Below are 457 nucleotides of genomic sequence, written 5' to 3'. Positions count from 1 at the left end.
CGGTCGGCAGGTCGCCGTTGTCGAAGAACGACACGGCGCGACCGGCGGTCAGGCCGCCGAACTGGACGAAGGCCTGGTCGACGTTAGGCGTCGTGGACGAGAAGCCGTACACGCCGGTGTCGCGGGTCATCTCGAAGCGGATGAACGTACGCAGCAGGCCATAGGCCGTGGCGGTACGGGCATCGATGTTCAGACGGCCACGAGCACGGAAGCCGATCGAATCCTGGTCACGATCTTCCGGCTCGAGGTACAGGTACTCGGCGCGGACGCGGCCGCCGACGCGGAGGCAGGTTTCCGTGCCGGGGATGTAGAAGAAGCCTGCGCCGTAGGTGGAGCAGACGCGGACGTATTCGACAGCAGCAGCCTTCTTTGCGGGAAGGTCAGCAGCCTGAGCGCCGGCAACGGCGGCGAGACCCGCGACCGATCCGAGCAGAAGGCTCTTAACGAGCTTCATGGT

At 65.6% G+C, this 457-nt stretch carries 1 protein-coding gene; it reads right to left on the bottom strand.

Annotated features, from left to right (window positions below; all coding sequences use genetic code 11):
- Positions 1 to 454 (bottom strand): porin (locus ACUXUR_RS26835; protein ID WP_445505396.1); only part of this gene is annotated, 454 nt, incomplete at its 3' end.
- Positions 455 to 457: the final 3 nt, after the last annotated feature.

The organism is Microvirga medicaginis (assembly GCF_052658925.1).
The sequence above is the reverse complement of the archived record's forward strand: the minus strand, read 5'-3'. Positions and strand labels throughout refer to the sequence as shown.